We start from the raw sequence: 24,082 nt of genomic DNA, 5'->3' as shown, positions 1-24,082 counted from the left end.
ATACGATATCTGCTTTACTTGGCACATTATCGGCACCTAGTACGGTGCTCTTAGCTAGTCCAGAAACAGATAAGACTCATTTTAAAACAGAAGGGGCCGGGTCAAAGACCCAGCCCCTGAGCATTTACCGACCAAGCTTAGTTTGACCGACCATCAAAGAGGCTAGTGACAGAGCCTTCATCGAAGACTTCCTTGATAGCGCGTGCCAGCAGGGGGGCAATGGAAAGCACGGTCAGGTTCTCAAACTTCTGTTCGGGGCGCAGTGGCAGGGTATTAGTAACAACAACCTCACTAGCACCGCACTGGCTTAGCCTTTCAGCAGCAGGCTCAGAGAAAACCGCGTGGGTTGCCGCGATAATAACGTCCTTAGCGCCATTGTCCTTAAGGACCTTGACCGCACCGGCAATAGTGCCGCCGGTGTCAATCATGTCATCAATCAGAACACAGGTACGGCCCTTGATATCGCCCACCACGGTCTTAGAAACAGCCTGGTTGGGGACGTTAATATCGCGGGTCTTGTGAACGAAAGCCAGAGGTGCACCGCCCAGGAGCTCTGCCCACTGCTCAGCGACACGTACACGGCCGGTATCGGGGGAAACAACAGTAACGTTTGAGGTGTCTACCTTGCTGGCAACGTGCTCAGCAAGAAGCGGGATAGCCATGAGGTGATCCACAGGACCGTCAAAAAAGCCCTGAATCTGCGCGGTGTGCAGATCAACGCTCATCAGACGGTCAGCACCAGCAGTCTTGTAAAGATCTGCAACCAGACGGGCTGAGATGGGCTCGCGGCCCTTATGCTTTTTGTCCTGGCGGGCGTAAGGGTAGAAAGGAGAAACAACAGTAATGGAACGGGCGGATGCTCGCTTGAGCGAGTCAATCATAATCAGCTGTTCCATGAGGGCATCGTTAATGGGTGCCGGGTGAGACTGAATCACGAAAGCATCTTTACCGCGTACCGATTCGTTGAATCGGACGTAGGTTTCCCCATTAGCAAAAGTGTAGGCAGATGAGGGAAGAACCTCGTTTCCTAGCTCAGCAGCAATCTGCTCAGCCAGTTCGGGGTGGGCACGCCCGGAGACCAAGGCCATCTTCTTTTCGCCCGGATTCGTAATCTCAGTCATTACTGCTTATCGCTTTCCTTTTCAGGCTGTGCCGGCTGCTGCGCCAAAGCCGCCTCGGCGGCTTGGGCAGCCTCTGTTCCAGCGCGTTTTTCAATGACCCAGCGCTCGATATTGCGTTGGGGAGCTTCGTTGATGGCAAGAGCCCCAGCGGGTACGTCCTTGCGGATAACGGTTCCAGCACCAGAATACGCCCCGTCACCAATGTTTACGGGAGCAACATACATGTTGTCTGAACCCATGCGAACGTTACTTCCCACGGTTGAGCGGGACTTATTCACACCGTCATAGTTAACGAACACTGAAGCGGCTCCAATATTGGAGTTCTCACCGATGGTGACGTCGCCAGCATAGGACAGGTGGGGGAGCTTAGATCCGGCACCGATCTCTGCGTTCTTGGTTTCCACGAAAGTACCGATCTTACCCTTGACACCGAGCTTGGTGCCGGGGCGCAGGTAGGCGAAGGGGCCAACACTTGCACCGTCTGCAATTTCTGAGTCGTAGCCTTCGGTGCGTGAGATAGTGGCCTTCTCCCCTACCTTGACGTTGGTGAGCGTGGTGTCTGGGCCAATCACGGAGCCGGTAGCGATGTGGGTGGTTCCCTTGAGGTGCGTGCCGGGAAGAATGGTGACATCGTTTTCGATGGTTACGGTGACATCAATCCATGTGCTCTCGGGGTCAACAATGGTGACACCACCGACCATGTGGCCATGAGTAATGCGGTCGTTGAGTTTGCGACCCAGCTGAGCCAGCTGAACACGGTCATTAGCGCCTTCTACCTCCCAACGGTCCTCGATATCGAGTGCCGAGGTGCGGTGGCCGTCTTCGCGAGCAATGGATAGGACATCGGTAATGTACTTCTCGCCCTGAGCGTTATCGGTGGTGACGCGGGTTAGCGAGTTACGCAGAACAGTGGCATCGAAAGCATAAATACCAGAGTTAATCTCGGTGATGGCAAGCTGTTCAGGGGTGGCATCTTTAGCTTCAACGATGGCAGTGACTTCGCCTGATTCGTTGCGGACGATACGGCCGTAGGATCCGGGCTCCTCAAGGTGTGTCGTCAGAACAGTGACAGCGTTTTTACCTTCTTCGTGGAAGGCGATCAGCTTACGCAGACTTTCGGTCTTCAGCAGGGGAACATCGCCGTAGGTTACTACGACCGTCCCCTCTACCTGACCCACTTCGGAGTCAAGGCCCAGCAGGCCGACCTCTACAGCGCGGCCGGTTCCGGGAATCTCGTCCTGATCGATGATGGTGACCTGCGCATCAAAGGCGGTGACATGCTCAGCCACCTTGTCACGCTGGTGACGTACAACAACGGCAAGGTTCTTGGGTTCAAGTTCCCGCGCCACGGCAACAGCGTGCTCCACCATGGAGCGACCACCGATAGGGTGCATAACCTTGGGAGTTGATGACTTCATACGGGTTCCGGCCCCCGCAGCCAGAACGATCACGGCAGATGGGGCTGATGTAACTACTGTCACTGTATGGAACTCCTCAAGTGAGTGATACCCCAAAAATATGCCATGAAGGCACCGGGGTGGTTGAGCTCCGCCACAAGGACTCGAACCTTGAATAACGGCTCCAAAGGCCGCTGTGTTGCCAATTACACCATGGCGGAATAGGGCTGCCCTAGCTCAGTCCCATGCTGGGTTGAGCAGGAGCAGACTTAGACCATAGTAGCAAAGATAAAGTTAGGGTGCTAAATAAGAACTTTCTGAAAGCTACCGGGTAGCTGATAAATTGCTAATTCCCTAGCCAGGGCACGACAATATCCAGTGCTTCTTGAATTCGCTGGACAGCTACCTTGGCGGCCTCTGGTCCACGCAGGTAAGGATCAGCAACCTCGTCTTGGGCAAGAGGTTCTTCGTCATACTGCATCATGAAAGCAACCGGGTCAACGCGCTTGCCTGCTTGCTTCTGCACCCTGGCCATCTGGCATAGCAGGTGAACCTTTGAACGGTACTGGGGCCATTCATGCACGATCCAGTCCAGGTGCTCTTTCTCCATGACCAGCACAAGAGCTGACTCTCTGACCAGGCGTTCCGTGATTTGTTTGGCAAGGTGCTGATCGTACTGAGCACCACGTTGAGCGAGTTCGATATCAATATGGCGGGCAACCCCTGCCCCAACCATTGCACCGGTACCGGCACTATTAAAAGTCCAAGTAGAGCCATCCTCTAGCATTGCCTCTGCCAGATATTGGGCACTGGCGGAACGGGCTATATTACCGGTACAGACGAACAAGACCTCTTTTTTTGTATATGCATGATCCGGTTCAGGATCTGTTCGATCCCCCACTTTTCTCAGTAGCGAGGAAACCCCAAAACTTATCATTGCACTCCGCTCAATCTCTCTTGTTTAGGCCAGACACCTGCCGCCCATAGAGATTCTACCTGCAAATCACAGCTTGGTGGTGGGCTAACACTCTGGGGATCTAGCCCAATACCCGCATGCTGTTTTCCTTATTTTTACCTCCTCATGTTCCCTAAGGCTGTAGCCTAGTGTGGTGGCAGCGTGACATTTTGAAGACTAAATGCAGGCCACAACATACAGTGATTTGGAGGTAGATGTGATCTCACCAGTAGATGTTTATGTGGCCGTTCCAAAAGAACCAGGTTGGGCACCCATACTATCTATGGCAGATTTGCTATGCGGCTACCTGGAAACTCAACCGATTCTGCTTGACACCAGTTCATCCTTATCACTCTCGACCCGGCTCCTGGGGATGATTCCTCGAAGAAAGGGCGGAAAACGGCAGGCTCTAGTCATTGCTTACGATCCTGGGCAGCTAAACGCTATCGCCCAAAATCATCTTTTTTTGAAACAGTATTCTGCTTGCTTTGGCTGGGTTATAGACAGTTTTTGGACTGAGCGAATACCCCGTATCGCGCGTAGTAACCAAACCTATACGAAAATCTTTGTTACTGACCCAGCTGATCTAGAAGATTGGCGCAGAGCAGGCGTTGAATCCCTCGGCATTTTGCAATGGGGTACGGATGTGTGGTCAAACCTTTCAGATCGTTTGGCATCTGTGGAACATAAGACAACCGATTTACTCCGGGTCGGCAGACAACCAGTTGCATGGAAAAATGATGCTATAACTGCCCAAGTAGCCCAGGAACATGGACTTATCTTTGAGGGGCGCCCCGGATTTGGAAAATCAGCAGATGCTTCAGCCAAGATGCTCAATAATGCGCTCAGTCAAACAAAATCTGTCCTGGCTTTTTCAGTCAAAGTAAGCCCAAGAAATTACACCCATCCAACCAAGGACTATATTACGGGGCGCTGGCTCGATGCGCTGGCATGGGGAGCAGTTGTCGTTGGCCAAAAACCAGATTCGGCTTCGTCCAGGGACCTGTTATGGGATACCGCAACCGTCGATATATCTCCAGACGATATCAGACGCGGAATGAAGCAGATTAGTGAAGCCTTAGATTCTTTCTCAAGAAAGCAAGCAAGCATTAATATACTCAATTCGTTAGAGAATTTTGACTGGAGGCACCGTTTTTCGTCTCTCTTTGATCATATGGGCATTACTTCCAAAAAACTGAACCAGGATATGTCTGACATGAGCCAGATTCTCATTCAAGAACGAAAAATTCTCGCTAAGGAATAATAAAAATATGGCCCATCTATTAGGCGGCGAAGAGCTGCATATCGAATTTCCTACCCGCACTATCTTTGAGGGCATCACCGTAGGCCTCAACGAGGGTGACCGCATCGGCATCGTGGGCCGCAACGGTGACGGTAAATCCACTCTGCTTTCCCTACTGGGCGGGCGCTTGGCCCCAGATTCCGGCAAGGTCACAGTGCGCTCAGGCACACGAATTGGCTACCTTGACCAAGCTGATATCCTGGACAACACCCTGACCGTGGGTCAGGCAATTGTGGGCGATACCCCCGAATACGAATGGGCATCTGACCCCAAGGTACGCGACGTCATCGCCGGCCTGGTCTCTGACCTGAACTGGAATGCGCCAGTTGAGTCACTCTCAGGCGGTCAACGCCGACGCGTAGCCCTTGCAGCGCTGCTAGCCGGTGACTGGGATGTGCTCATGCTCGATGAGCCTACCAACCACCTCGATGTTGAAGCCATTACCTGGCTAGCCCAGCACCTCAAAAACCGCTGGCCCAAGAATGCCGGAGGCCTGCTGACAGTCACCCACGACCGCTGGTTCCTGGATGAAATCTGCACCGGCACCTGGGAAGTCCACGACGGACTGGTAGAACCTTTCGAAGGTGGCTACGCCGCCTACATCCTCCAGCGCGTTGAACGCGACCGTCAGGCCGCAACTGCCGAAGCTAAACGCCAGAACCTGATGCGCAAGGAGCTGGCCTGGTTGCGTCGCGGCGCCCCGGCCCGCACCTCCAAGCCCAAGTTCCGTATCGATGCGGCCAATGCTCTCATTGCTGATGTCCCCCCGGTCCGCAACACTGTGGAGCTCTCCCAGATGGCGGTAGCACGCCTGGGCAAGGACGTGGTCGATATTGAGGATGTGGATGTTAGCTACCCCGATACCCAAGACCCAACCCGCACCAAGGATGTCCTCAAAAAGGTCACCTGGAGAATAGCCCCAGGTGAGCGCACCGGCATTATGGGCGTCAATGGGGCCGGTAAGTCGACTCTGCTGGGCCTGATCACCCGTGCTGTGCAACCGACCCGTGGCCGGGTCAAGCACGGTAAGACGGTCAAGGTGGCTACCCTGACCCAGCAACTCGATGAGCTCACAGAAGTGGCTCACGAGCGGGTTTCCGATATCATTGGGCGCAAGCGCAGCACCTATGTGACCGGTGGTAAGGAGATGACTCCCGGCCAGCTTCTTGAACGGCTCGGCTTTACCTCTGCTCAGCTTTCAACCCCGGTGAAGGATCTTTCGGGTGGGCAGAAGCGCCGCCTGCAGCTGCTGCTCATTTTGTTGGATGAACCCAACGTACTCATTCTTGATGAGCCCTCCAACGACCTGGACACGGACATGCTGGCAGCTATGGAGGATCTTCTTGATACCTGGCCCGGCACCTTGCTGGTAGTCTCGCACGACCGCTACCTAATGGAGCGAGTCACCGACCAGCAGTACGCCCTCTTTGACGGCAGGTTCACACACCTGCCCGGTGGGATTGACCAGTATCTGCTCATGTCGGCACAGGCGGCGGCTCACCCTGCCCAGACTGCCCTTGATTCGTCGCCCCTAGGTAAGCAGGGGTCTGCAGAAAGCAGCGCTACTAAGGTGGGCGGCGCAGAGCTGAGGGCCGCCCAGAAGGAAATCAACCAGATTGACCGTAAGCTCACCAAACTGGCCGAACAGAGGCAGAAGCTGGCTGAGAAAATGACGGTTCACGACCAGTCTGACTACACCGGTCTGGCGGAGCTGGGCGCCCAGCAAGAGGCAATCCAGAACGAGGTCGAAGAACTAGAAATACGCTGGCTAGAACTTGCGGATAGGGTTGAGGGGAATTAGTACTGGCCAGGAAACAATTGGAGGGCCCCTAAAGGTTGATGGACTTTCCGCCAGGGCATTTCTTGAAAACTGCATCCCTTAACCTCTTGAGGTCTTATCCCCCTGGTTTCCGCTACTAGTAATTTTGGTTTAGGTTGATGACTTCATGACGTTCGTAATTCAGTTAATAGTATTACTATCCTTGCTCTACCTGGTGGGCAGACTCTCGAATCCCAAAAAATTTCGGGATTCCAATGATGATTATTCATTTATCACGGTTCTGGCCCATATGCTGATTATTTTAGTGACCTCAGCTTTGATTCTCAGCGGGCAGATTATAATTCTTTTGGCTGGTCTTGCGCTCTACACCTGGTGTACACAGGACCCGGCTGCCCCAGTACCGCTTGAAGACGACATGCTGAACGTGGGTTTCAGTAGCTATAAGTTTGATGGCGGAAACTTTTTGCTAGGGATCGCAATACTTATTCTCATAACAGCTATTGTCCACTTTTGGGTTAGGGCAAAATTTTTTGAAAGATTTCCTCGGCATAGCCCTGACATGAAAGAAATTGAAATATCTGAATACTTCATACAGTGGCTAACCATTTATCTTGCTGTCTATCAGTTTATTTTTGACGGACTTAAAAACGCATTCTCTTTTGTAGACACCCCAGAAAACACAGCAGCTTTCTTTAATATTGCCCTGACACCGCAAAACATTAACCTAGTGCTCCAGCCGCTCCTTATCGCTTCTTGGATCACCCTTGTGATCTCAAAGATACGCCTACAACGTAAGCATGAAGCAGATTTATAGAATCTAAGACTTCAAGCGCTTCTTAGCCTGTGGCTCTCGTTCTTCCACGGATGCTTACAACGGTTGGTCCGGAGCCGGACACAAAGCTGGCAGCTACACCCGGTTGGTGGGCTAGCCCTTCCAGGGTCGATTGGAGTTCGGGCAGAAGACTGCTAGCGGGTGCGGCTAGGTCATTGCGGAGCAAGCTCGAAATGATGGGAAGACGCTCAGCCAAGGGAGCTTGTGAGGTCAAGGCGTCAATCAGGGTAGCAGGTACCTCCAGAACAGGGTCCGGTGCCGGGTAGCGCCCGGCTTCCCTGCCCGCGTCCAGTTCACGGAAAACCGCAGGTGTCGATAAGCCCGCCGAAGCAGGGCAGAAGCCAAAGCAAAGCTGCTCTGTACCTTCCGGCACTTCAAGAGGGGTGAGCTTCTCCCCCAGGCCCAAACCCACGGCTAAACCGCCAAGCAGGGCAAAGGGCACATCCGCCCCTAGAGAGGCCGCTAGCTCTAGCAAACGCTCCCGGGGAACAGAATCCTGCACCAGGTCTGCCTGCACCAGATAGGCGTTCATAGCTTTCATGGCGGCCGCCGCATCAGCTGAGCCGCCTCCCATGCCACCGGCCACCGGCACCGCCTTCTCAATGTGGACTTCCACCGAGATATCTTGCAGCCTGAGTCCCTGCTCTTGGAGCACGGCCAAAGCTCCCCGGTAGGCTAGGTTACTGGCATCCAGCGGGACCAGGGCCGGGTCAAAAGTACCAGCAGCCACCTGCTCTGCCACGGGTGAGCCGGGAGTTACGCTCAAAGACTGGGTAATACCCGGGGCCTTAGCGGAACGAACGGTTACCCGCTCTAGAACATCTACCGCTGCGTATAGAGAGGCTACCTCGTGGTAGCCATCAGCGCGCAGAGGTCCTACTGCAAAATACAGATTAACCTTGCCGGGGGCAGTTGCAGAGCAGCTCAGCACGGTCATTGCTCACCACCGGTAGAGACCGAGAAACCCTCTGCGGGTACCTGCCGCGCCGCTTGGGCAATCTTGATGTAGTCGTGGATATCCAGCTTTTCACCGCGCTCTTGCGGGTCAATCTCTGCGGCCTCAAGCACAGCCCCGGCACGAGCAGCAGAACCCGCCCAGCTCGCAAGCGCGGCCCGCAGGGTCTTACGACGCTGAGCAAAAGCGGCATCGACAATAGCGAAAACTTCCTCACGCGGCAGGTCAGACAGTAACTCTTTGCGGCGTTTGAAGGATACCAACCCGGACTTGATCTTGGGGGCAGGCCAGAAAACATTGGTACCAATAACACCGGCCTTAGAGACCTCAGCAAACCAGTTGGCTTTCACACTCGGTACACCGTAAATTTTAGAGCCGGGCTGAGCCGATAGGCGGTCAGCTACCTCATCCTGAACCATGACCAAGGCATGTTCAATAGAGGGGAAAGTCGCAAACATGTGAAGCAGAACAGGCACAGCGACGTTGTAGGGCAGGTTAGCCACCAGGGCGCTGGGCCTGCGGGGTAGCTCGGTCACTTTCATGGCATCGGAAAGTACTACATCGATCCGGCTCTCGGAGCCGGGGCGCATAGCGGCAATAGTTGTTGGGAGCTCTTGGGCCAGGGGCGGGTCGATCTCTACAGCGACCATATCCTTGGCGGCATCCAGTATGCCCAGGGTTAAGGAACCCAGGCCGGGGCCAATCTCCACCACCGTCTCGTCGGGGCCGATATTGGCCGCCGCAATAATACGACGAATGGTGTTGGGGTCAATCACAAAGTTCTGCCCCAGGGTCTTGGTGGGACGGATGCCTAAGCGGTCGGCCAGGTCGCGGATTTGGTGGGGGCCAAGTAGTTGCTGTTCAGTCACCCCTCCAGTCTAGCGGTATCGCAACTTAGAGAGACCCCACAGGTAAACTCCACAGGGAAACCACTTACCCCGGGTAAGCCACACCGCTCACTGGCTCGGAGCCTTTAGCCCGGTAAGCCGGTAAAATCATTGACCGTACTTGCTTTCCCACACCCAGAGGTTGCTATGCCCAATCGTCCCGCTGAGCCAACCCTACCGAGCATCGGCGTAAGCCTTGCGCGGGCGCTCACCAGCAGATGGGCCTTAGCCACAGCCCTGGCTCTCACAGTGCTCAGTATCTATCCCTTCCTCTGGGACGAGAAAATGCAGGCCCGGCACTTCTTTGACCTTCAGGTCTACTACGGCGGGGTAGCTCACTGGCTGGAAACCGGCAGGCTCTATGACTGGGCCTTACCGCCCGAGGAGGTCTACGGCTTCACCTACCCGCCCTTTGCCGCCCTGGTCTTTACGCCCTTTGTTCTGCTGACCAATGCCCAAACAGCCGGGCCGATCTTCCTCATCTGCAACGTGGCGGCTCTGGTTAGCCTGGTCTACCTGAGTTGCCGGGGTATGGGAGTCAGCAAGCGCCCAGCTCTGGCGGCAGGTTTGTGGCTCACTCCTCTGCTGCTCAAGTTCTTCCCCATCAGCTTTAACATGGAGCTGGGGCAGATTAACCTCTTCTTGGTCCTACTCATTCTGACCGACGTTATCTACCTGAAGAACACCCGCTGGCACGGAATCCTGATTGCCATCACCGCCTGCATCAAGCTCACCCCGGCTGTCTTTGGTCTGCTCTTTCTGGCAACCCGCGACTGGAAATCACTCGCCCGCTTTGTAGGCACTGGCCTGGCCAGCATCGTGCTCAGCTTCGCGGTTGATTTTGAGATCGCCCGCGAATACTTTACTGAAAAGATCTTCGAATCCGGGCGGGTAGGGAGCATCACCGGAGCGCTCAACTACAACCTACTGGGCACCTGGGCCATGCTCTTCCCCACAGGTATTGCAGCAGTTCTCTTTGTCATCTCTGCTGTATCCGCTCTGGTGCTTTCCTACCTCGCAGCACGTTCCCTAGCCCGGCGGGGCCAGTACCTGGGGGCCGCCAGCGCGGTTGCGGCGCTGGGGCTACTACTCTCCCCCATCTCCTGGACCCACCACTGGGTCTGGTTCGTTATCTTCATCATCTTTGCTACCCTCTACGGGCTGGCCCGCAGGCAGAGTAGCTACCTCTACCTGGCGGCCACCGGCACCTTACTTTTCTCCATGCCTTTCGCCGTATGGTTTGGGGGCTATAACTGGGGAGGGAATGAATGGCCTAATTCATTGGCTCTCATTCACTCTCTACCAGTTTTCTGGGCTTTGCTGTATCTGCTAGTCCCAGTCCTTGAAGGGCGCAAAACCCTAGAAGCCCTCGATACCCCAGCTACCGTAAGCGGCCAGTGAGTTAGCCCTAATATCGCGGCACAACTCTTCGAGATCGCGGTCTAGGTGCGCGGCCATATACCGCACCGTGTAGTTGGTCATGTAGCTGGCATTGGGGCGGCCCCGGAAGGGGTGCGGGGTCAGGAAAGGCGCATCGGTTTCTGCCAGAATCAGCTCACGGCGAGCCATGCTCAGCGACTCCTGGATATCCCGTGAGTTCTTAAAGGTTACGGTCCCAGCAAAGCTCATATACCAGCCCCGCTCATTGCAGATTCGCGCCAGTTCTGGCCCACCGGAGTAGCAGTGGAAAATCACCGTCTCGGGTGCGCCCTCATCCAGCAGAACCCGCACAACATCGTCGTGGGCATCGCGGTCATGAATCTGGAGTGCCTTACCGTGTTTTTTAGCCATACGGATATGGGTACGGAAGGAGTCCTCCTGGGCCTGACGGCCATCTTTACCGGTGCGGAAGTAGTCCAACCCGGTTTCGCCCAGGGCACGGACGCGGGGGTCAGCGGCCAGGGTGTTGATGACGGCCAGGGCGGCTTCGAGCTGCCCGGCCTCGGCCAGTTTGGGTGCTTCGTTGGGGTGCAGGGCTACAGCGGCTAGAACGCGGGGGTCAGCCTGGGCCATGCTCACGGCATAGAGAGAGCTGGAAACATCGCAACCCACCTGCACGATAGCACCAATGCCCAGAGCCTCACCGGTGTCCAGAGCATCACGGGCGGTAATGGCTACCTCTCCATCGAGCAGGTCCATGTGAGTGTGATTATCCACGATTGCGTAGGGTAGGGGCGCGGGGGCGGGCGGAAAGGTTAGGTTACGACGGCGGCCGTCTTCCCCGGTGGTACCGCGGCGACGGGTGCCCTCGCCGCTGGCTTCGCCCTCCACCCGGTAGTGTTCTGCCCGGTAGGCTGGGGGTATTTCGCCCTCATAGATTCTGGGCGGGTTCTCAAAGATACTAGCTCCCTGCTCCTGCCTATCGGGCAAGAGGGTAGCAAAACGCTCAGCTAACTGGGTGAGTTCTTCGGGGCTCAGGCTATGGTCACTGGTGCACATGGTTTTTAGCTTTCCTGGTTTTTAAGATCGAGAACTGCCTGGTAGAGGTCGCGTTTGGAGACCCCGTGCGCTTCGGCCACCTGGGCGCAGGCCGCTTTCAGGCGGATACCACCCTCGGTCATTTCAAGGACAAGGTCGGTCAGGTCTTCAGCCTGCGCAGCCTCAGGAGCGCCCGCGCCTTCAAGCACAATCACGATTTCACCGCGCATCTGCTTGGATTCGCTCCACTCAATCAGCTCTGCCAGGGTTCCTCGGGCTATCTCTTCGTGAAGTTTGGTCAGTTCCCGGCAGACCGCCGCCCGGCGTTGCTCCCCAAAGTTCTTAGCAAAGTCTTTGAGGGTCGCAGCCAGCCTGTGGGGCGACTCGTAGAAGACCATGGTGCGCTCTTCTGCTACCAAAGAGGTCAGCCTGCGGGAGCGGTCAGAACCTTTACGCGCCAGGAAGCCCTCAAAGGTAAAGCGCCCAGACGGCAGGCCAGATAGGGCCAGGGCAGTCACCATAGCTGAGGGCCCGGGGAGAGCGGTGACGGTCAGGCCTGCTTGGGCTACAGCGGCAGCGGCTACATAGCCGGGGTCAGAAACTGCAGGCATACCGGCATCGGACATGAGGAGGACTGTCTGCCCATCGGCCACAGCCTGCACAATCTGTCTAGCCCGTTCGGTTTCGTTGTGGTCGTGGTTGACCAGCACACGCCCCCGGGTGGTAACGCCCAGCCCGGAGGCCAGTTTACGCAGGGTGCGGCTGTCTTCAACGGCAAGGATATCTGCGGTTGCCAGGGCTTGGCGCAGGCGGTGGCTAGCATCGCCCAGATTGCCGATAGGGGTAGCGCCCAGTATGAGGGCACCGCTGCTTGTCTCGGTCTGGGCTGTAGGCTGTGGGGAAGATTCCATAGCTTTTAACCCTACTATCTCAGGTTGGCTCGAACCATGTGGCGGGCCAATCAATTACCATTGCTTAGGTGAAAGCAAACCCAACCAACGCCGTCCTTTCCCTGCCCGAAGCCTTTAGCGAGTCCGCTTTGCGGGCCCGCCTGGCTGTTACAGCCCTTACTTTCCCGCGCCGAGGGTGGCTAGCTCCCCTGCTGGTACTGATCCTGGCGGGGCTGATGCGTTTTGTAAACCTTTCAAACCCGAACGCTATTGTGTTCGATGAAACCTACTACGCTAAAGACGGCTATTCCCTCTTGCATTTTGGGTATGAGCGCAACTGGGTTGAGGGTGCTAACGACAGCTTTGTAGCCGGTGCCCCCAGCGGTATTTTGGAGACCCCGGAGTATGTGGTTCACCCGCCGGTTGGCAAGTGGATGATTGCACTGGGCATGGCGGTCTTTGGGGACGATAATCCCCTGGGTTGGCGTTTTGCTGCGGCTCTTACCGGTACCCTGTCGGTGGGGTTGGTCATGCTGGCGGGTTGGCTGCTTTTCCGTTCGGTAACGGTGGCTTCGCTGGCCGGTTTACTGATTTCGGTGGACGGACTTCACCTGGTGCAGTCTCGGTTTGCTCTGCTCGATATTTTCTTGATGTTCTGGCTCCTAGCCACCTTTGTTGCCCTGCTTCTGGACCGCTACCAGGGCAGGCGCAGGCTAGCCTCACGGCTGGCAGAAGCCGCCACCGCTAACGGGGGCACCCCGCCGGATAGCCTCATGGTCTACGGCCCCACACTGGGCTTGCGCTCCTGGAGATTAATTGCCGGTATCTGCGCGGGCCTAGCAGTCGGTGTTAAGTGGAACGCCCTCTTTTTTATCGCTATCTTCGGTCTGATGACCGTCTTCTGGGATGCCAACGCCCGCCGTATGGCCGGTATCAGGCGCTGGTACCTGGCCGGTTTCCTGCGCGACGGTATTCGGGCCTTCTTCTCGCTTATTGGGGTAGGTCTGGTCACCTACCTGGCTACCTGGAGCGGCTGGTTTGCCTCACAGGATGCCTACGACCGTCACTGGGCGCAGGAGCACCCTGGTGAGGGTGTTCTGTGGCTACCGCAGTCCCTGCGCTCGCTGTGGGAATACCACCGCTCAGCCTATGCCTTCCACTCGGGGCTGGATTCCCCGCATAACTATGCTTCACCGGCCTGGCAGTGGCTCATTCTGGGGCGGCCTACCAGCTACTACTACGAGTCCCCCAAGATGGGTACTGACGGTTGTACTGTAGATTCCTGCTCGCAGGCTATCTTGAACATTGGCAACCCGGCTATCTGGTGGAGCTTCCTTGTGGTTGGCGTGTTCTCCCTGGTTATTTTTCTGATTCGCCGCGACTGGCGGTTCGGTGCTCTCTTTGCGGTTTTTGCGGTGGGCTACTTCCCCTGGTTTGCCTACCCTACGCGCACCATGTTCTACTTCTATGCGCTCTCTTTTGAGCCTTACCTTATTCTTATGCTGGCAGGTGTTCTGGGTCTGGCCTTAGGACGTTCTGGCGATACCGTCCGCCGACGCAAGCTGGGCTTGGCTTTGGTTGGGGTCTTCGTGGTCTTTGTTCTCCTGGTCTCTACCTACTACTGGCCTATTTGGACGGCGCAGACCGTGCCCTATACCGAGTGGCGCGAGCGCATGTGGTTTGACGGTTGGATCTAGGAGGGGCCTGGTCTCTAGGCTTTCTGGTTGGCAGCACGACGTTTGAGAGCCTCTTGCCTGCGGCGGGCGGTGGGCCAGGTACTGACCAGAAGCACAAGCGTTACCAGCAGAACAATAATGCCGGCGGTCAGAGCGGCATCTAGCCAGAACTGAGGCGGGTAGAGACGAATCAGGGTGTCAGACATACGGAACTGCCAGTTTCCCTGGGGGAAGAAGACCTGGTGGAAAGTAGTGAAGAAGGATTCCCAGCCCAGGATTCCAGAGACGCCCAGAGCGGTAGCGAGTAGCAGGGTCAGCAAGCTGCCGGTAAAGAGGCTCGAGCGCACCAGACCGGGTGCTTTGGTGGGCAGAGTGCGGGCTGAAAGTAGGGCGGCCACCAGCATGAGAGCGGCCAAGGTCAGGGAGCAGAGAATGACCCGTTTGACGTCAGTCATGTGCTCAACCTCGGTCGGCAGGAAGGCGGCAACTCCCCCGGTCTGGATATCGGCCAGGTAGGATTCCGGTGCCAGGTTGAGGATATAGTCCAGCCCGTAAGAGCCCAGGCGCATGCGCTCAGCAGTGTCAAAGCCGTAGGTGTCAGCGGGGAACCCGGGGCGGTGGTATTCAGCCCACAGGAAGGCAGAGCTGGCTACAAAGCGTACAGCCAGCATCAGGGTAATAAGAGGGACGGACAGGGTGATGATCAGTCGGCGGAGCACCAGAAAACGCGGTTTTTCTGTAGCTTTCTTCTGAGTTTTCCGGGCCCGGAGCTGGGGAGATTCGGTGCCTACCACCGGCTCTGCAGCGTCCCTAGCCTGAGAAGCACGGGCAACCGGAGCAGCAGATACAGCAGCGGGCTCTGTAACAACCGGTTCCAGAGGCGCAGTCCACGGCGCTGGGTCAGTGACCGGCTCGGCTTCCTTCCCTGCCGCTGAGGGGGCCGAAGACCGGGTAACAGTAGCTGGTGTACCGGCGCTCTTTTTAACGGCGGGGAGTAATTTTTCCCATTCGCGGGTTGTCTCTGCGCCTTCAGGGGTGTTGTGGTTAGGTTCTATTGCCATGGTTCCTCACACGGGGTTAGTCTCTCTGCTCTAGTATCTTACGCTGTGGGAACAAAAACTCCCGCCTGATTGAAACAGGCGGGAGTTTTTCAGGAGCGGGCAGAGAACCGGTTTTTACCAGTTACCCACCCATGCTTCGTCATCGTAATTTTCGAAAGGAATGTTCCAGTCGCCGTAGCCGTCATCGGGGTCAGCCTGGAGGTAGCCGGTATTGATAGTCTCTACAATGTCACCGACACCGAAGGTGTCGTAGAAGAACTTGACATCTTCGGGGAGCATCCCAATACAACCGTGAGAGACGTTATAGGCACCTACCGATGACCAGGCCCCGGGCAAGGCCTGATGAACGAACACGCCACCGGAGGTCAGGCGGGAAGTCCAGGAGGCCCAGAAAGGCTCATAGTAGTGGGCATCGCCCTTCTTGAGTTCTAGGGAACCGGGGTTGAAGTAGTAGCTCTCAGCCTTCTCCATGATGGGGAGCTGGCCAACAACAGAGGGCCACTCCGGGTTGCCCAGGGTGATGTAAGCTTCGCGCACCAGCACATCGTCAACGTACATTTTGATGGTTTTGGTGTTGTTATCGGCCAGAGCGTAGCGCTTGTTCCAGGTCTTGAAGCTGCGGGTGGTGGTGTGGTTACCGATCATGCCCTTGCCCAGGTCAAGGCCGAAGATATCGATAGTGACGGTCACTGTGGAGTTGGTGGCCCATTTATCTGCGGGGCGGTAGCGCACCATGTAGTCGCTGTACCAGCGGAACTTACCGGCTCGGTCACCACCGCCGGTAACGGTAATCCGCTTCTCTACCTCTGCCTTATTGATGACAGGTTCTGAGAAGTTGAACTGGATAATCTGGCCGATGCCGTAGCTGGCACCGTCAGCAATGTTCATGTGAGCATCGGCTTCGTAGGCCGGTGACACGGTGGAGAAAGTACTTTCGCCTTGGCCTCTTGCTCCCTGAGCGTCTTGGGCAGTCCAGCTGACGGTGTAGGTGCTGTGGAAGAGCATATTCTCGGTGGAGGTCCAGCTACTACCGTCCTCAGAGAGCGCACCAGCTAGTTTTTGGCCTTCGGCGGTGGTGACGGTGACATCGGTCAGGGTGGAGTCAGCAGAAGTAACCTTGACCTTCTCTATGGGGTTGATTTCTATCTCATCAAGTGCGGGGTAAACCTCAACGGTGCCGGTAAATTCCTTGGGCGCGGCGCTAGTGCTAGCCGGTGAGCTGGCTGTTCCAGGAGATGCGGAGCCCTCTGCTACCGGCTTAGTCTGTGATGAGCAAGCTGCCAGAGCTAGAGTACCCAGGGCGCCAACGGCCACAAAGGATCGACGGGTAAAGACATCTGATAGAGCTGAGGAGGGTGGATTTACCACGTAGGTCATCTTCCTTAGGTGAATATGTGTGCGATTGTTCAGGTTGTGCACCTGAAAGCATATCTGAAATCAAAGGCTTCTAGGTCTCTATCAGGCCACCCCTAATGCTGGCAATCTGCTGGGAGCACCAAAAGGTAAAAGCCTACCCAGGCCCCAAAAGATAAAAGTCGGGGCGCAAGATTTAAAGTACCTGCCGCTTAGATACTGCGCAGAGGAGGAAAGGACTGCCCAAGGGGTTCACTAGCTTCCTGCCAGGCTTCACTTTCATCTAGGCGGACGACGCTCCAGCCCTGGGGCGCGGTCAGACGGTCAGCGTGGAACTCACACAGGTCGTAGGCGTGGGGCTCACGGTGCACCGACAGCGGCCCAATCACAGCGGTGGATTGGGCGTAGGCATAAGTCAGGGTGAAAATAGCCTCACGTTGGCAGGTCTGGCGTGAGCACTGGCGAGTTGATGCCATGAATCAAGCCTTTCTTTCTTAGATAGCTTGCTTGCGGAGACGGCGACGTTCACGCTCGGATAGGCCACCCCAGATTCCGAAACGTTCATCGTTGTCCATGGCGTATTCAAGGCATGCCTCACGCACGGGGCACTCACTACACACCCGCTTAGCATCGCGGGTCGACCCGCCCTTTTCGGGGAAGAAGGCTTCGGGGTCGGTTTGGGCGCACAGGGCATCTGCCTGCCAGGACAGCTCCCCTTCATCGCCATCAGTGCTGTAGATGCCCGCGGCCTGTTGCCAGAGCGATAGGGCATCGGCATCGCTGGAGAAAATATCGGCTGAATGCGCGGCAGAGGGCCTAGCTGACTTACCTCGCCCGGTAGGGACTGAGCTGTTAATCAGTGCGGTGGCCTGGTCTTCAAGGTATTGGGTGGAGTGCATGTTGTGGTGATGGGCCAGATCAGGCTTTTGCCCGGCGACACCGTATGTGAGGCGGCTATGTAGGCCCATGGTCTTCCCTTTCATATCCCGGTAGAGGACTGAATGTATGGTAACCGGTCTTGTAAACCTGGATTACCGGTTGATATGCACACAATCTGAGTACGATAAACCGTCTATGGCCTGCTGGCGCACAGGCGGTCTATAACGGTGCATAAAAAATTCCCTGCACCTAATTACACGCGTGTCATGCCCTATTCGTCAAGCTGAGATAAAAATTTCTCACGTTACACGAGATTTTTGTTCAATAATTTGCGTTTCTCTGTGGTATATGCAAGATGCGGTCGTCTAGAAGATTCAGCGCAAAGTGGCATAAAGTTAGGGGCATGACCTCAGCAGATATGGGCGCTAGGCCCACTTTCCCCCGTTTCATAGATACCCTGTCGCAACGGCAGACTCCAGCTCTGCTCTGGTATTCAGTACCGGGTGAACGTATTGAGCTTTCAGGCAGGGTTCTTAACAATTGGGTGGCTAAAACCGCTAACTTACTGGTAGACGAGTGCGACCTGGAGGCCAATCAGCTTCTTGCCCTGCCTAAGCGCTTGCACTGGCGGTCCCTGATTCTGGCTCTTGCGGCTCTTCGCGTGGGGGCAGAAATTACCTTTGATGGGGAGCGTCCAGCACAGGTTTTTGCGGCTTTTGATCCGGCGGAGTGCGCCAAAGCAGATGCGGAGCATAGGCTGGTTCTTGCCAGTGAGCCCTTGGCACCGCGCTTTAACGGGGAGCTACCGGTAGGGGCTCTTGACTACGCAGCCGAGGTACGCTTGCACCCCGATGTCTACATGGGCTTCCCTGAGCCCGACCCGCAGGAGAAAGCCTGGGAGGGCACCAGTTACAGGGAGCTTATGCTGGCACTTGAAGAGCGAGTGCTGAACCTCGACAGCCAGCTGGGGCAGGAGACTGCTGCTCTCTGCCTACAGAGCCGGGATTTGACTACGGGCTCTCTTACTCAGGCACTTGTAGCGCTGAGCGCAGGGTACGCAGTGCTTATTCTGGACCCCCACATCGAGTGGGACCAAGAACGAATCAGTCGAGTTTTGGGCGACGAACGGGCCCAGCTTTATCCGGCTCAATAACAGGCAGAGAACCAGTTATTATCTTGGTTGCCTCTTCAATGAGCTCCGCGCGTTCCTCTTCAGCCGTCTTGTCTTGGGTGTGGCTCTTGCTCTGGGAGAAAACCCAGAACTTGTAGAGGAAGTAGCGAACGATAGTACCCAGGATTGTACCGATGATGGTACCTGAGATAAAGGATGCCATCGGGCTGGTGAGATGCAGAATATAGAGGCTAAAGAGCACACAAGATGTTTCAACACCAATCCCAATAGCGTTGACGATGCCAAATTCGATAGCCTCACGGGTTTTGTTGCCGGTTCGCTTCTGCCTAAAGGTCCACATACGGTTGACGATCCAGGAGAAGACCGTAGCTACTACACCAGCGACTACTTTGGCCTTGGCATGTCCGTCTGCAAGAATTGAATGCATCAAGAACCAAGTAACCGCGGAATTCAGAACGAATGCAAGGCCCCCTACGGTTAAAAATTGGAGGATCTCGGTACCGTGTTCTTTCCACAGTACCTGCACACGTTGGGTCAAGGAACTCAATTTTCTCCCTTACTTGGCAGTGCTTCCCGGTTGTTTTCTTAACGGTAGGTAATAGCGTACCTGGCGGCGGGGAGCAAGACACTCATCTGTTCACATAGTACAGCCTGTCGAGCAGGCGCTTAGCTCTCAAGAGTATTTTTTGCTTACATGTGGCGGTGGATTAGCTGGGAATAATCTCCACACCAGGCAGGCGCTTCATTATGTGGGGAATACTTTTACAAGCCCCCTGCGCACGGGTAGCCTAGTGGATGTGACCTACCCTATGACTGGACCCAAAATTGGTGTTGTTGGTGGTGGCCAGCTGGCCCGCATGATGGCCCCTGCTGCCACGGAACTTGGCTTTGACCTGACTGTTCTGGCAGAAGATTCGGGAGTATGTGCCCGTGCGGCGGTCGCGCAGGCACCAATTGGTGATTACCGCGACTACGAAACTCTGGCGGCTTTTGCCCGCGAGGTTGATGTTCTCACTTTTGACCATGAGCACGTTCCCACGGCTTTGCTGGAACGGTTAATCTCTGAGGGAATCAACGTCCAACCGCGTCCCTCCGCCCTGGTCTATGCCCAGGACAAGATTCAGATGCGTAAGGCGGTTGACCGGCTGGGGCTACCCAACCCGCGCTGGGCCGAGATAAGAACCCTCGATGAGCTCCTGGCTTTTGGTGACAGCATCGGGTGGCCGCTTGTGCTGAAGACTCCTCGTGGCGGTTACGACGGCAAGGGGGTCATGGTTCTTGATTCTGCTCAGCAGGCGGCCCAAGAATCTGCCTCCTGGTTTGAGCAACTCCCCCAGCGCACTGATTTCTCTGCCTTGCTTGCAGAAGAAAAGGTCCCTTTCAGTCGGGAACTCTCTGCCCTGGTAGCCCGCAACGATGCCGGCCAGGTTGAACCCTGGGCTGTAGCCGAATCTATCCAGGTCAATTCCGTATGCGATGAGGTCATGGCCCCCGCACCGGGCATCAGTGACCGGGTAGCCCAGAAGGCCCAGGATGCCGCTGTCACGGTAGCAACCGAGCTTGGTGTTACCGGCGTTATGGCCGTTGAGCTCTTTGAAGTACCCGGCAGTGATCACGGCTTCCTAATCAACGAGTTCGCCATGCGCCCCCACAACTCTGGCCACTGGACCCAGGACGGCTCAGTCACCAGCCAGTTTGAGCAGCACCTCCGCGCGGTAGCCAACTATCCCCTCGGTAGTACCGCGATCAAGGGCGAGGTGGCGCTCATGAAGAATTTCTTGGGTGGAACCAACGACGATATTTTTGGAGTCTATCCCGCCCTCATGAAAGCCTACCCGGCCGCCAAAGTGCACTACTACGGCAAGGCGGTTAAGCCCGGTCGCAAGATTGGGCATATTAACCTGACCGGGTCGCGCGCTGAACTCAGCGACCTGAGGCAGCAGGCAGCCCAGGCCGCCTCCCTACTCACCAACGGCCTAGCCTAAGGGCTCGGTCTGATGCTCAATCTTTAGTAACCCGGCTTTAGGCCACCAACCCCAAGGAGCGCTCATGGCTTCCCCTTACGATTCAAGCAACCCCATCGTCGGTATTGTGATGGGCTCCGATTCTGACTGGCCGGTCATGGAAGCCGCCGTTCAGGCTCTGGAAGAGTTCGGCATCCCCTACGAGGTCGATGTTGTCTCCGCCCACCGTATGCCCCAAGACATGATTGCCTACGGCCGTAAGGCCCACGAACGGGGCCTGCGCGTGATTATTGCCGGTGCCGGCGGTGCCGCGCACCTGCCCGGTATGCTGGCTTCGGTGACTCCCTTGCCTGTGGTTGGTGTGCCGATCAAACTCAAGAGCCTCGACGGCATGGACTCACTGCTCTCAATCGTTCAGATGCCCGCAGGGGTTCCCGTGGCAACCGTCTCTATCGACGGTGCCCGCAACGCTGGCCTGCTTGCCCTTCGAATCCTGGGTTCAGGTGATGACGGTTTTGCCCGCCAGGTCCGCTCAGATTTGGTCGATTTTGCCGCTTCGCTCCGCCAAAGCGCCCAGGACAAGGGTTCAGCCCTGCGCGCTAAGGTCCAAGAGTACAAAGACGAGCTCGATGAATCCGCTCCCCGGCCTGCGCTCTCACAGCAGGCTCCCAAGGCCGCTACCAAGCCTACCGATGAGGGACCTAAAACACCCTACGCCCCCTAAAGAGCGACAGAGGTGAGCAGAATAAAAACTCTTTTCTCACCGCGCGCCCCGTTAGCACCCAGTTTCTTTCGCTAGTGTGGTTGAGTAGTTTTCTACTCAGCCACACCGGCTTCTTGTGAACCATCATTTTCAGGGAGGCACCCTATGTCCCGCCAGAGTAACCAGCCCTTGGCACCCGAGCCTATTAGTGGCACCCGGGGGCGTGGTCAACACCTTGCTGAGCCTCTCTACACGGATCCTCTGCGCCACCCAGAAAAGGCCTCGGCGGGGGTACGATCACGCCGCGCCTGGGTCTTACTTCTACTTACTCTGGTTCTGCCCGGTTCAGCCCAGCTCCTGACCGGGCGTAGGGTGCTGGGGCGCAGAGCACTCATCGTCACCCTGTCCATGTGGGCGCTGGTTATACTGCTGGTTATGCTGTGGGCAGTACGCCGCACCCTGGTTCTTTCACTCTTGACAAGCGCCTGGTCGCTCATGCTGGTCACCGGCCTGCTGATTCTGCTGGCCGCAGGCTGGGTGCTCCTTCTGGTTGATACCCTATTAGCTATCCGCCCAGGCCTACTCGAAGGCCGCTCCAAGACTCTGGTAACGCTGGCAGTCATAGCCTCAATTCTGGTGACCGGTGGAGGCCTAACCTACGGCGCTTACGTCACTTGGCTAGGACGCGGGGTCCTGGGCAATATCTTTGCCGGTGGGACCCAGCTTAAAGAACAGGACGGTCGCTACAACATTCTTCTCATGGGTGGTGATGCCGGGGCCGACCGTGTGGGCCGCCGCCCCGACTCCATGACCGTTGCATCTATTGATGCCAAAACCGGCCAGGCCATCACTATCTCGGTTCCGCGTAACCTCCAGAACGCTATCTTTGAGGAAAACTCACCGCTCTGGCAGGTCTACCCCGAGGGTTTTAACTGCGGTGATGAGTGCATCCTCAATGCCCTCTACCCCACTGTCACAGCTAACTATGCTGACCTTTATCCCGGAGCTGACGATCCCGGGGCCGAGGCCACCATGGACGCTGTTTCTGGGGTTCTGGGAATTACCGTAGAGAACTATCTACTCATTGATATGTCAGGCTTCGAACAGCTCATTGATGCCTTGGGCGGTATCACTATTGATGTGGGTGGTCGTGTACCCATTGGCGGCGGCACCAATGAGATTACCGGCCTGCCCAACCCCATTGACGGCTATATTGAGCCGGGTGTTCAACACCTTGATGGTTTCCATGCGCTCTGGTATGCCCGTTCCCGTGAGGGTGCCAGTGACTACGACAGGCAGGCCCGCCAGCGCTGTGTGCAGGCCGCTATGCTCAAACAGCTTGATCCTGCCAACGTTCTGACCAAGTTTGCCGATATCACCGCTGCCGGTGAGCAGGTCATCGAGACCAATCTGCCCCAAAACGGCCTGGCGGCCCTAGGCGATGTGGCTCTTAAGTCCAAGAATTACGGCCTCATTCAGTTTGCGGCTGGCCCTCCCTACTTTGACGCTTTGTTCCCCACCTACCCCGATTTTGACCAGCTCCAGGCCGCCATCCAGCAGGTAATTACGGACTCAGCCCAGGGTATCCAGCCCACAGCGGTCTCCGCCGCCGCAGAGGCAAACGGTGTCCCTGTCATTGAAACCGTGGCCTACCGCGCCCAGCCTGTCGCTGAGCTGAGCGAGAACGGGACCTGCTCAGTACCTTAGGAGCAGAAAGCCGGTGGCTAAAGGCGGTAAGCTGGTGAGCATGAGTAATATCTTGCAGTCAGATATCTGGGCTAAGTTCCAAGAAGCAAACGGCCACCAAGTTTTCCGTGGTCAGGGTGAGGGCTGGCGGTATATGGCCACCCTGGAAGGCGGTTCAACCGGCCGCTATCTTTATGCTCCCTACGGCCCCGACGCTGACAATGAAGTAGCTTTCGATGCCGCTATTGCCGATATGAAGCACCTAGCATCTGACGCTAACTGCTGGTTTATTCGGGTTGAACCCACTAACAGCGCTATCTGGGGTGAGCCTAGTGGCCAAGCGTTCCTTGCGGCCAAGGGTTTCAAGCTCTCTCCTCGCCAGATTCAGCCGGCCCACACCCAGGTCATTGATCTGACTCAGTCAGAAGAGGACATTCTCAAGGGGATGTCAGCAACCAACCGCAACCTGCACCGAAATATCCACAAGAAGGGTGTTTCTTTCGAGAAGTCTCAGAACCCAGCAGACGTCGATATTCTGCTAGGCTACTTGGACCAGACCGCTAACCGCCTGGGCTTCAACCGCCAGCAGGACGACTACCTCAGGACGGTCGCTGAGGTGCTGATGCCCGCGGGGGCGGCCAACCTGTTCATCGCTAAGGCTGACGGAGAGCCGATCGGCGCTTCACTCTGCTACGACTCAGATGACACTCGCACCTATGCGCACGCAGCGACCTCCTTTGAGCACCGCAGGCTCACAGTAGGCAACCCGCTCCTGTCACACATTATTTTCGATGCTAAAGAGTCCGGCCTCAGCTACATGGATCTCTTTGGTATTGCCCCCACCGATGATCCCGACCACGAATGGGCTGGTTTTACCAAATTTAAGAAATCTTTTGGGGGCGCCTCAGTGTCTTTCCCCGGCACCTGGGATTTGCCCGTCTCTACTAACGGATACAGGGCCTACAAGGGTATCCGTTCAGCCCGTGAGCTTGCGGGCAAAGGCAAGAGCCTTGCTACCGAGAGAGTCCTTCCCAAGGCCAAGGGCACCTTAGCGGCTCTTGGTACCAAGCTGGGTAAGTAAATACCTAAG

At 56.3% G+C, this 24,082-nt stretch carries 22 protein-coding genes and 1 tRNA gene; 10 read left to right on the top strand and 13 right to left on the bottom strand.

Annotation, left to right across the window (positions count from 1 at the left end; translation table 11 throughout):
• Positions 1–137: 137 nt before the first annotated feature.
• The 4 genes from ACN080_RS00705 to ACN080_RS00690 all read right to left on the bottom strand — a co-directional run bounded on the left by ACN080_RS00705 (position 138) and on the right by ACN080_RS00690 (position 3,365).
• Positions 138–1,121, bottom strand: coding sequence for a ribose-phosphate diphosphokinase (locus tag ACN080_RS00705; RefSeq protein WP_419099871.1), 984 nt, complete (start codon positions 1,119–1,121; stop codon positions 138–140).
• A complete protein-coding gene (gene glmU / locus ACN080_RS00700; RefSeq protein ID WP_419112786.1) occupies positions 1,121–2,602 on the bottom strand; it encodes a bifunctional UDP-N-acetylglucosamine diphosphorylase/glucosamine-1-phosphate N-acetyltransferase GlmU in 1,482 nt (493 codons plus the stop codon). Before glmU ends, ACN080_RS00705 begins: the two co-directional genes overlap by 1 nt.
• 65 nt (positions 2,603–2,667) lie before the next feature.
• Positions 2,668–2,739: transfer RNA gene (locus ACN080_RS00695), tRNA-Gln, on the bottom strand.
• A gap of 125 nt (positions 2,740–2,864) precedes the next feature.
• Positions 2,865–3,365, bottom strand: a complete 501-nt coding sequence (locus tag ACN080_RS00690) for a hypothetical protein (protein ID WP_419099873.1) — start codon at positions 3,363–3,365, stop codon at positions 2,865–2,867.
• A gap of 289 nt (positions 3,366–3,654) precedes the next feature.
• Here ACN080_RS00690 and ACN080_RS00685 point away from each other — a divergent pair, with 289 nt between their 5' ends.
• The 3 genes from ACN080_RS00685 to ACN080_RS00675 all read left to right on the top strand — a co-directional run bounded on the left by ACN080_RS00685 (position 3,655) and on the right by ACN080_RS00675 (position 7,370).
• On the top strand, positions 3,655–4,737 hold the full coding sequence (locus tag ACN080_RS00685) for a glycosyltransferase family 1 protein (RefSeq protein WP_419112785.1): 1,083 nt from the start codon (positions 3,655–3,657) through the stop codon (positions 4,735–4,737).
• Positions 4,738–4,744: 7 nt separating this feature from the next.
• On the top strand, positions 4,745–6,577 hold the full coding sequence (locus ACN080_RS00680) for an ABC-F family ATP-binding cassette domain-containing protein (RefSeq protein WP_419112784.1): 1,833 nt from the start codon (positions 4,745–4,747) through the stop codon (positions 6,575–6,577).
• Positions 6,578–6,722: 145 nt separating this feature from the next.
• Positions 6,723–7,370, top strand: coding sequence for an SA1002 family membrane protein (locus tag ACN080_RS00675; RefSeq protein WP_419104437.1), 648 nt, complete (start codon positions 6,723–6,725; stop codon positions 7,368–7,370).
• 22 nt (positions 7,371–7,392) lie between these two features.
• On the opposite strand, the gene ACN080_RS00670 is transcribed toward ACN080_RS00675, so the two are convergent.
• Both ACN080_RS00670 and rsmA read right to left on the bottom strand, forming a co-directional pair.
• Positions 7,393–8,325, bottom strand: coding sequence for a 4-diphosphocytidyl-2C-methyl-D-erythritol kinase (locus ACN080_RS00670; RefSeq protein WP_419112783.1), 933 nt, complete (start codon positions 8,323–8,325; stop codon positions 7,393–7,395).
• Positions 8,322–9,212 carry a 16S rRNA (adenine(1518)-N(6)/adenine(1519)-N(6))-dimethyltransferase RsmA gene (gene rsmA, locus ACN080_RS00665; protein ID WP_419112782.1) on the bottom strand — a complete coding sequence of 297 codons (891 nt, stop codon included), beginning with the start codon at positions 9,210–9,212 and terminating at the stop codon, positions 8,322–8,324. Before rsmA ends, ACN080_RS00670 begins: the two co-directional genes overlap by 4 nt.
• A gap of 165 nt (positions 9,213–9,377) precedes the next feature.
• On the opposite strand from rsmA, the gene ACN080_RS00660 reads away from it, so the two are divergent.
• Positions 9,378–10,631 carry a glycosyltransferase 87 family protein gene (locus ACN080_RS00660; protein WP_419104430.1) on the top strand — a complete coding sequence of 418 codons (1,254 nt, stop codon included), beginning with the start codon at positions 9,378–9,380 and terminating at the stop codon, positions 10,629–10,631.
• Here ACN080_RS00660 and ACN080_RS00655 read toward each other — a convergent pair.
• Positions 10,590–11,669, bottom strand: coding sequence for a TatD family hydrolase (locus ACN080_RS00655; protein ID WP_419112781.1), 1,080 nt, complete (start codon positions 11,667–11,669; stop codon positions 10,590–10,592). The genes ACN080_RS00660 and ACN080_RS00655 overlap by 42 nt on opposite strands.
• A 5-nt stretch (positions 11,670–11,674) precedes the next feature.
• On the bottom strand, positions 11,675–12,559 hold the full coding sequence (rsmI, locus tag ACN080_RS00650) for a 16S rRNA (cytidine(1402)-2'-O)-methyltransferase (protein WP_419104428.1): 885 nt from the start codon (positions 12,557–12,559) through the stop codon (positions 11,675–11,677).
• 68 nt (positions 12,560–12,627) lie between these two features.
• Here rsmI and ACN080_RS00645 point away from each other — a divergent pair, with 68 nt between their 5' ends.
• A complete protein-coding gene (locus ACN080_RS00645; protein ID WP_419112780.1) occupies positions 12,628–14,235 on the top strand; it encodes a dolichyl-phosphate-mannose--protein mannosyltransferase in 1,608 nt (535 codons plus the stop codon).
• A 14-nt stretch (positions 14,236–14,249) separates the two neighbouring features.
• On the opposite strand, the gene ACN080_RS00640 is transcribed toward ACN080_RS00645, so the two are convergent.
• The 4 genes from ACN080_RS00640 to ACN080_RS00625 form a co-directional block, all read right to left on the bottom strand.
• Positions 14,250–15,275 (bottom strand): TIGR01906 family membrane protein, encoded by a 1,026-nt coding sequence (locus ACN080_RS00640; protein ID WP_419112779.1) that lies wholly within the window; start codon positions 15,273–15,275, stop codon positions 14,250–14,252.
• A gap of 114 nt (positions 15,276–15,389) precedes the next feature.
• On the bottom strand, positions 15,390–16,652 hold the full coding sequence (locus ACN080_RS00635) for an Ig-like domain-containing protein (RefSeq protein ID WP_419112778.1): 1,263 nt from the start codon (positions 16,650–16,652) through the stop codon (positions 15,390–15,392).
• A gap of 188 nt (positions 16,653–16,840) precedes the next feature.
• Positions 16,841–17,104 (bottom strand): DUF3499 domain-containing protein, encoded by a 264-nt coding sequence (locus ACN080_RS00630; RefSeq protein WP_419099887.1) that lies wholly within the window; start codon positions 17,102–17,104, stop codon positions 16,841–16,843.
• An 18-nt stretch (positions 17,105–17,122) separates the two neighbouring features.
• Entirely contained in the window at positions 17,123–17,596 is a 474-nt protein-coding gene (locus ACN080_RS00625; RefSeq protein WP_419104424.1) for a WhiB family transcriptional regulator, read from the bottom strand.
• A 314-nt stretch (positions 17,597–17,910) separates the two neighbouring features.
• Between ACN080_RS00625 and ACN080_RS00620 the strand changes: the two genes are divergently transcribed.
• Complete coding sequence (locus tag ACN080_RS00620; protein WP_419104423.1) at positions 17,911–18,660, top strand: TIGR03089 family protein; 750 nt, start codon at positions 17,911–17,913, stop codon at positions 18,658–18,660.
• On the opposite strand, the gene ACN080_RS00615 is transcribed toward ACN080_RS00620, so the two are convergent.
• On the bottom strand, positions 18,611–19,186 hold the full coding sequence (locus ACN080_RS00615) for a GtrA family protein (protein WP_419112313.1): 576 nt from the start codon (positions 19,184–19,186) through the stop codon (positions 18,611–18,613). The genes ACN080_RS00620 and ACN080_RS00615 overlap by 50 nt on opposite strands.
• 262 nt (positions 19,187–19,448) lie before the next feature.
• Here ACN080_RS00615 and ACN080_RS00610 point away from each other — a divergent pair, with 262 nt between their 5' ends.
• The 4 genes from ACN080_RS00610 (at position 19,449) to ACN080_RS00595 (ending at position 24,073) form a co-directional block, all read left to right on the top strand.
• A complete protein-coding gene (locus ACN080_RS00610) occupies positions 19,449–20,624 on the top strand; it encodes a 5-(carboxyamino)imidazole ribonucleotide synthase (protein WP_419112777.1) in 1,176 nt (391 codons plus the stop codon).
• A gap of 64 nt (positions 20,625–20,688) precedes the next feature.
• Positions 20,689–21,327, top strand: a complete 639-nt coding sequence (purE, locus tag ACN080_RS00605; protein WP_419112776.1) for a 5-(carboxyamino)imidazole ribonucleotide mutase — start codon at positions 20,689–20,691, stop codon at positions 21,325–21,327.
• 144 nt (positions 21,328–21,471) lie between these two features.
• A complete protein-coding gene (locus ACN080_RS00600; protein WP_419112775.1) occupies positions 21,472–23,013 on the top strand; it encodes an LCP family protein in 1,542 nt (513 codons plus the stop codon).
• Between the two features lie 40 nt (positions 23,014–23,053).
• A complete protein-coding gene (locus ACN080_RS00595; RefSeq protein ID WP_419111277.1) occupies positions 23,054–24,073 on the top strand; it encodes a lipid II:glycine glycyltransferase FemX in 1,020 nt (339 codons plus the stop codon).
• The last annotated feature ends 9 nt before the right edge of the window (positions 24,074–24,082 follow it).

The organism is Rothia sp. CCM 9416 (genome assembly GCF_048513535.1).
Lineage (GTDB): Bacteria > Actinomycetota > Actinomycetes > Actinomycetales > Micrococcaceae > Rothia.
This window is presented reverse-complemented; position numbering and strand designations above follow the sequence as displayed.

Excerpts from the sequence above, each read along its gene's own strand:
- ACN080_RS00655 (WP_419112781.1), bottom strand. The coding sequence starts at position 11,669 with ATGTGCACCAGTGACCATAGCCTGAGCCCCGAAGAACTCACCCAGTTA.
- ACN080_RS00705 (WP_419099871.1), bottom strand. The coding sequence starts at position 1,121 with ATGACTGAGATTACGAATCCGGGCGAAAAGAAGATGGCCTTGGTCTCC.
- ACN080_RS00685 (WP_419112785.1), top strand. The coding sequence starts at position 3,655 with ATGCAGGCCACAACATACAGTGATTTGGAGGTAGATGTGATCTCACCA.
- ACN080_RS00640 (WP_419112779.1), bottom strand. The coding sequence starts at position 15,275 with ATGGCAATAGAACCTAACCACAACACCCCTGAAGGCGCAGAGACAACC.
- ACN080_RS00670 (WP_419112783.1), bottom strand. The coding sequence starts at position 8,325 with ATGACCGTGCTGAGCTGCTCTGCAACTGCCCCCGGCAAGGTTAATCTG.
- ACN080_RS00610 (WP_419112777.1), top strand. The coding sequence starts at position 19,449 with ATGACTGGACCCAAAATTGGTGTTGTTGGTGGTGGCCAGCTGGCCCGC.
- ACN080_RS00595 (WP_419111277.1), top strand. The coding sequence starts at position 23,054 with ATGAGTAATATCTTGCAGTCAGATATCTGGGCTAAGTTCCAAGAAGCA.
- ACN080_RS00620 (WP_419104423.1), top strand. The coding sequence starts at position 17,911 with ATGACCTCAGCAGATATGGGCGCTAGGCCCACTTTCCCCCGTTTCATA.
- ACN080_RS00625 (WP_419104424.1), bottom strand. The coding sequence starts at position 17,596 with ATGGGCCTACATAGCCGCCTCACATACGGTGTCGCCGGGCAAAAGCCT.
- rsmI (WP_419104428.1), bottom strand. The coding sequence starts at position 12,559 with ATGGAATCTTCCCCACAGCCTACAGCCCAGACCGAGACAAGCAGCGGT.
- purE (WP_419112776.1), top strand. The coding sequence starts at position 20,689 with ATGGCTTCCCCTTACGATTCAAGCAACCCCATCGTCGGTATTGTGATG.
- ACN080_RS00630 (WP_419099887.1), bottom strand. The coding sequence starts at position 17,104 with ATGGCATCAACTCGCCAGTGCTCACGCCAGACCTGCCAACGTGAGGCT.
- ACN080_RS00600 (WP_419112775.1), top strand. The coding sequence starts at position 21,472 with ATGTCCCGCCAGAGTAACCAGCCCTTGGCACCCGAGCCTATTAGTGGC.
- ACN080_RS00680 (WP_419112784.1), top strand. The coding sequence starts at position 4,745 with ATGGCCCATCTATTAGGCGGCGAAGAGCTGCATATCGAATTTCCTACC.
- ACN080_RS00635 (WP_419112778.1), bottom strand. The coding sequence starts at position 16,652 with ATGACCTACGTGGTAAATCCACCCTCCTCAGCTCTATCAGATGTCTTT.
- ACN080_RS00675 (WP_419104437.1), top strand. The coding sequence starts at position 6,723 with ATGACGTTCGTAATTCAGTTAATAGTATTACTATCCTTGCTCTACCTG.
- ACN080_RS00660 (WP_419104430.1), top strand. The coding sequence starts at position 9,378 with ATGCCCAATCGTCCCGCTGAGCCAACCCTACCGAGCATCGGCGTAAGC.